At 60.2% G+C, this 5,013-nt stretch carries 5 protein-coding genes and 1 tRNA gene; 5 read left to right on the top strand and 1 reads right to left on the bottom strand.

Features of this window, described 5'->3' with window-relative positions:
• Nucleotides 1–202: 202 nt before the first annotated feature.
• Nucleotides 203–382 (top strand): hypothetical protein, encoded by a 180-nt coding sequence (locus RSB01_RS13485; protein WP_184273281.1) that lies wholly within the window; start codon nt 203–205, stop codon nt 380–382.
• Nucleotides 383–438: 56 nt separating this feature from the next.
• Here RSB01_RS13485 and RSB01_RS13480 read toward each other — a convergent pair.
• Nucleotides 439–512 (bottom strand) — tRNA-Cys (locus RSB01_RS13480).
• Between the two features lie 127 nt (nt 513–639).
• On the opposite strand from RSB01_RS13480, the gene RSB01_RS13475 reads away from it, so the two are divergent.
• From RSB01_RS13475 to RSB01_RS13460, 4 genes are all read left to right on the top strand, one after another.
• Entirely contained in the window at nt 640–1,269 is a 630-nt protein-coding gene (locus tag RSB01_RS13475; RefSeq protein WP_332591811.1) for a protein-L-isoaspartate O-methyltransferase, read from the top strand.
• Nucleotides 1,270–1,408: 139 nt separating this feature from the next.
• Complete coding sequence (locus RSB01_RS13470; protein ID WP_332625667.1) at nt 1,409–2,989, top strand: TolC family outer membrane protein; 1,581 nt, start codon at nt 1,409–1,411, stop codon at nt 2,987–2,989.
• 210 nt (nt 2,990–3,199) lie between these two features.
• Nucleotides 3,200–3,754, top strand: coding sequence for a DUF2497 domain-containing protein (locus RSB01_RS13465; RefSeq protein WP_332619869.1), 555 nt, complete (start codon nt 3,200–3,202; stop codon nt 3,752–3,754).
• A 125-nt stretch (nt 3,755–3,879) separates the two neighbouring features.
• Nucleotides 3,880–5,013, top strand: a 1,134-nt coding sequence (locus RSB01_RS13460) for a class I tRNA ligase family protein (protein WP_332625669.1), incomplete at its 3' end; no start/stop codon positions are given.

The raw sequence follows: 5,013 nt of genomic DNA, 5'->3' as shown, positions 1-5,013 counted from the left end.
CTGGCGCCGGAGGTGATCGCCCGCTGCCGGCCGCTGGCCATTCGCATGTCAGGCGGATTTGATTCCCTGAACGTCGCCACGACCAGTGCGGTGGCGCTTCACCATCTGACAGCAGTGAAGGGGCTTTAGCGCTCGCAGATCAGATGTTGGATTGGAGCGCCCGGCGCGCTGCGGCGTTGGCCTTCTGAACAAGGAGGCGATCATGGACAGTTTTACGGCGCTGGTGCTGATCGGCGTACTGGCTTTTGTCGTGGCCGGCGCGGGCTTCGCCTTTGCCCAGCCTCGACGTTTCACCGACAAGGACGCCGACGGCGCGCCCGACGCGACCTCGGAGGAAATCGCCAAGGCGCAGGATGACGACGGCTGGAAGTCCGGCGGCTGAAGCTTTGAGCAGAAACAAGAAAGCCGCCCCGAAGGGCGGCTGACTGTTTGTCGCGATGGAGGCCTGACCGGGAATCGAACCCGGGTGCAAGGATTTGCAGTCCTCTGCGTCACCACTCCGCCATCAGGCCGCAGCCCCGAGGGGCGCTGCATTGCTGCGAGGAAGGGGTGACTACCTGATTAGTTTGCGGATCGCAACGTAGAGTCTTATAAGCGCGGCAGATTTTTTGCCTTTGTCGCCTTCAAGGACCCTGAAACATGGATTTCGCTGCTGCACGCAAAGTTATGGTGGACTCGCAAGTCCGCGTAAATGACGTGACGAACCGCGCACTGCACGCTGCTATGGGCTCTGTCGAACGCGAGCGTTTCTGTGCGCCGGAACGCGCCTTCTCGGCCTATGCCGATGTGATGCCGGAAATCACCGGCGATCGTTGCCTGATGTTGCCGCGTGATATGGGCAAGCTTCTGGAAGGCGCTGATGCCAAGGCCGGTGAAAAGGCTCTGGTTATGGTCGGCCCTTATGCCGCTGCTGTTCTGGCCAAGATGGGCCTGAAGGTCACGGTTCAGGATTCGAATGCAGACGTATTTGCCGTTACCGGCGAAGCTCTGGCTGATTATGGCGTCGAAACCGTTGTGGCTCCCCTGACCCAGGTGTCGGGCGAGGGTTATGATGTGATCGTCTCAGAGGCTGCTGTACCGGCCCGTCAGGATGCCTGGATCGCCGCTCTGGCTCTGAACGGCCGTCTGGTTGTCGTCGAGCGTACCGGCCCTGTCGGCAAGGCTGTGGTCTATGTGAAGGGTGCCGAGGGCGTTTCGCGTCGCGAACTGTTCGATGCGGCTCCTGTCATTCTGAACGAACTGGCTGCGGCACCGACGTTCGCGCTTTAAAATACCCGCCACGGGGGCGACGGAACCGAGCGTAACCTGCGTGAAAAAAACTTAACTGGCGTAGATGGCCGCTTGCAGCCATCTACACCGGTGTTAGGCATCATGGATGACCCCGTCGGGGCAGACAGGAACAGGTTTTATGTTGAATCGCTCTCGCGTTCTGGCTTCGGCAGCTGTCATTTCTCTGATTGTGGGCGGACTGTCCGGTCCGGCCATGGCCGAATCCCTGCGTGACGCGGTCAATCTGGCCTATCGCACCAATCCGACCCTGTTGGCGCAGCGTGCCAATCAGCGCGCTCTGGATGAGACCACGGTTCAGGCCCGTGCGGGCCTGCGTCCGAACGTCAGTGTTTCTGCCGGTGCCAACTACCAAAATAGCGACAGTGATCGTGTAACGACCACCACTGGCGCGACGCTCCTGCCGATCGATCTGGATGGTGACGGTGTGGCCGATGCCACGGGCACTATTCCCGGTTCGACAAGCACAGTCGGCGGTACGCGCGAATCGGATTCGCTGTCGGCCACGGTGCAGCTGTCCCAGACAATCTGGTCGGGTGGTCGCACCCGCAATGCTATTGCTTCGGCTGATGCCGGTATTTTGGCGGGCCGCGAGAATCTGCGCGGTGTCGAGCAGCGCGTGATGCTGTCGGTTATTCAGGCCTATGCCGATGTCCTGCGCGATATGGAAATCCTGCGCGTACGTCAGGAAAACCTGCAGGTCCTGCGTCGTCAGCTCGATGAATCGAATGCACGTTTCGAAGTGGGCGAAATCACCCGCACTGACGTCGCACAGTCTGAAGCGCGTCTGGCGCAATCTGAATCGGATCTGGCACAGGCCCAGGCCCAGCTGTCGGTGTCGCGTGCGGCCTATGCAACGGTTGTCGGCCAGTCGCCGAGCAGCCTGGAAGACTTACCGCAACTGCCGAATGTACCATCGGATTTCGATGCGGCTCTGGATGAGGGTCTGGTCAATAATCCGGCCCTGCTGGCAGCACAGCACAATCTGTCGGCTGCAGAGGCCAATGTGGCTGCGGCGCGTGCGGAATACCGTCCGAATGCCCGTTTGACGGCATCCTATGGTGGCACTTCGAACGAGTTTTCGAATGCGGACCTTTCGGCCAATACCAATTTCACAGCCGGTGCCCAGATTTCGGTGCCACTGTTCACGGGCGGTCTGAACCGTTCGCGTGTGGCGCAGGCGCTGGAATATGCCAATGCGGCGCAGATCAATATCGAGGGCGAGCGTCGTAACGTCCTGCAGTCGGTCAGCTCGGCCTTTGCGCAGTCGGCTTCGGCCCGTTCGTCTCTGCTGGCTGTCGAGCAAGCCGTGCGTGCAGCCTCCGTCGCCGCCGAGGGTGTGCGTCAGGAAGCTCAGGTTGGTCTTCGCACCACACTTGATGTGCTGAACCAGGAACTGGAACTGCGTAACGCGCAGGTGTCGCTGGCATCGGCCCGCCGTAACTATTACGTGGCTCAGGCCCAGCTGTTGTCGGCCATGGGCCGTCTCAGCGGCCCTTCGCTGGACCCGACACTGGATGCATACGACGCCGAAGCGAACTATCGTTCGGTCCGCACACGCGGTGCTTTGCCGTGGGATGGTTTGGTCGAGGCGTTTGACGCATTGGGTTCGCCGCGTATCGCGACGCCAGCCGATGTCGAAGACGCACCGGTTGATCGTGAACTGAAGGGCGAAATCGTGCGGACAGCACCGCGCCCCTAACTGTTGCCAAAGCTGAATTCCGGATCACGGGCGGGGCAGGTTATGCCCAACATCCCCAATAAGGGGAGAAACGCCCGTTGATTCTGCTCGGGGATGATGCGACGAAGACAGAACAACTGATACGCGCGCTGCCGATTCCCGTTTTCTTAAAACTTTAGGTTTCTGTTACGCGGCGGCACAATCGCTGACTTGAGGCATCTAAGGCTCGCCATGACCGATCAGACCACTCAGGAACCGACAATGGAAGAGATTCTGGCGTCTATCCGCCGGATCATCTCTGAAGACGACGCGCCTGCGGAAACAGCTGCCGAAGCTGCGCCTGAACCTGTCGCCGACATCGTCGCCGAACCTGACTTCGAAGCCGAAGACGAGGTTCTGGAACTGACCGAGCCTTACGAAGAACCGCAGGCCGAAGTGATCGGTGATCTGGATGTCAGCGCACCGGTCTTTGAAGCCGAACCGGAGCCAGAGCCGGTTGTCGAAGACTATCCGGTCGCCGACTTCCCCGCTTCGGACGATAATCTGGTTAGCGAAATCACGGCTGCAAATGCAGCCACATCTTTTGCCGGTCTTGCGGCATCTGTAGGTCGTCCGGCCATGTCGGATGTGCCGAACATGCCGTTTGATAGCGGCAATACGGTTGAAGGCATGGTGCGCGACATGCTGCGTCCGATGCTGAAATCGTGGCTGGATGCCAATCTTCCGGCCATCGTCGAGCGCGAAGTTCGCAAGGAAGTCGAGCGTATTGCCCGCAGTGCGAACTAGCCTTTGACGCCACCAGATATTAAATGATGAGGGCGGCTCCGGCGGGGCCGCCTTTTTCTGTTCTATTTCATCCCCCTCGGCCCGCGACGCGGACTGCGCCGTGCGCTAGAGACAAAGACATGACCATGCTTGAAAAGACGTTCGATCCGAAGGCCGCCGAGCCCCGCCTGTATGCACAGTGGGAAGACAGCGGACAGTTCCAGCCCAAGACCGACGGCGCTGCCGAGGCCTATTCGATCGTCATCCCGCCGCCGAATGTGACGGGCAGCCTGCATATCGGCCACGCCCTGAACAACACGCTTCAGGACATTCTGGCCCGCTATCACCGCATGAAGGGCAAGTCGGTCCTGTGGCTTCCGGGGACGGACCACGCCGGTATCGCCACCCAGATGGTGGTCGAGCGCAAACTGGCGGCCGATGGCCTGCCGGGCCGTCGCGAGATGGGCCGCGAAGCCTTTGTCGAAAAGATTTGGGAATGGAAAGCCCAGTCGGGCGGAACCATCATCCAGCAACTGCGCCGTCTTGGCGCATCCTGTGATTGGTCGCGTGAACGCTTTACGCTGGACGAGGGCCTGAACGAGGCCGTCCGCAAGGTGTTCGTGCAACTGTACAGCGAAGGCCTGATTTACCGCGCCAAGCGTCTAGTGAACTGGGACCCGCATTTCCAGACCGCCATTTCGGACCTCGAGGTCGAGCAAAAAGAAGTCGACGGCGCATACTGGCACTTCGCCTATCCGCTGGCCGATGGCGTCACCTATCAGCATCCGGTTGCCTTTGACGAAGAGGGCAAGCCGACCGAGTTTGAAACCCGCGACTATGTCGTGGTCGCCACCACGCGCCCTGAAACCATGCTGGGCGATACCGGCGTAGCCGTGCATCCGAAGGACGAGCGTTATGCGGGTCTGGTCGGTAAGGACGTCATCCTGCCGATCACAAATCGCCGCGTTTCGATCGTCGCCGATGAATATGCCGACCCGACCAAGGGTTCGGGCGCAGTGAAGATCACGCCTGCGCACGACTTCAACGACTTCCAGGTTGGCAAGCGCGCGGGCTTGCCGTCGCTGAACATCATGGACTCGCTGGCGCGCATCATTGCCGATGAAGTGCCAGAAATCCCTGCCGAGTTCGTTGGCATGGATCGTTTCGTCGCGCGTAAGGCGATCATCGCCAATGCCGAAGAAAACGGCTGGCTGAAAGAGATCGAAAAGACCAAGCATATGGTCCCGCACGGTGACCGTTCGGGTGCTGTGATCGAGCCT

Source organism: Brevundimonas sp., assembly GCF_036659295.1.
Lineage (GTDB): Bacteria > Pseudomonadota > Alphaproteobacteria > Caulobacterales > Caulobacteraceae > Brevundimonas.
The sequence above is the reverse complement of the archived record's forward strand: the minus strand, read 5'-3'. Positions and strand labels throughout refer to the sequence as shown.

Coding starts and splice junctions, on each gene's coding strand:
- RSB01_RS13475 (WP_332591811.1), top strand. CDS start 640: ATGGATTTCGCTGCTGCACGCAAAGTTATGGTGGACTCGCAAGTCCGC.
- RSB01_RS13485 (WP_184273281.1), top strand. CDS start 203: ATGGACAGTTTTACGGCGCTGGTGCTGATCGGCGTACTGGCTTTTGTC.
- RSB01_RS13470 (WP_332625667.1), top strand. CDS start 1,409: ATGTTGAATCGCTCTCGCGTTCTGGCTTCGGCAGCTGTCATTTCTCTG.
- RSB01_RS13465 (WP_332619869.1), top strand. CDS start 3,200: ATGACCGATCAGACCACTCAGGAACCGACAATGGAAGAGATTCTGGCG.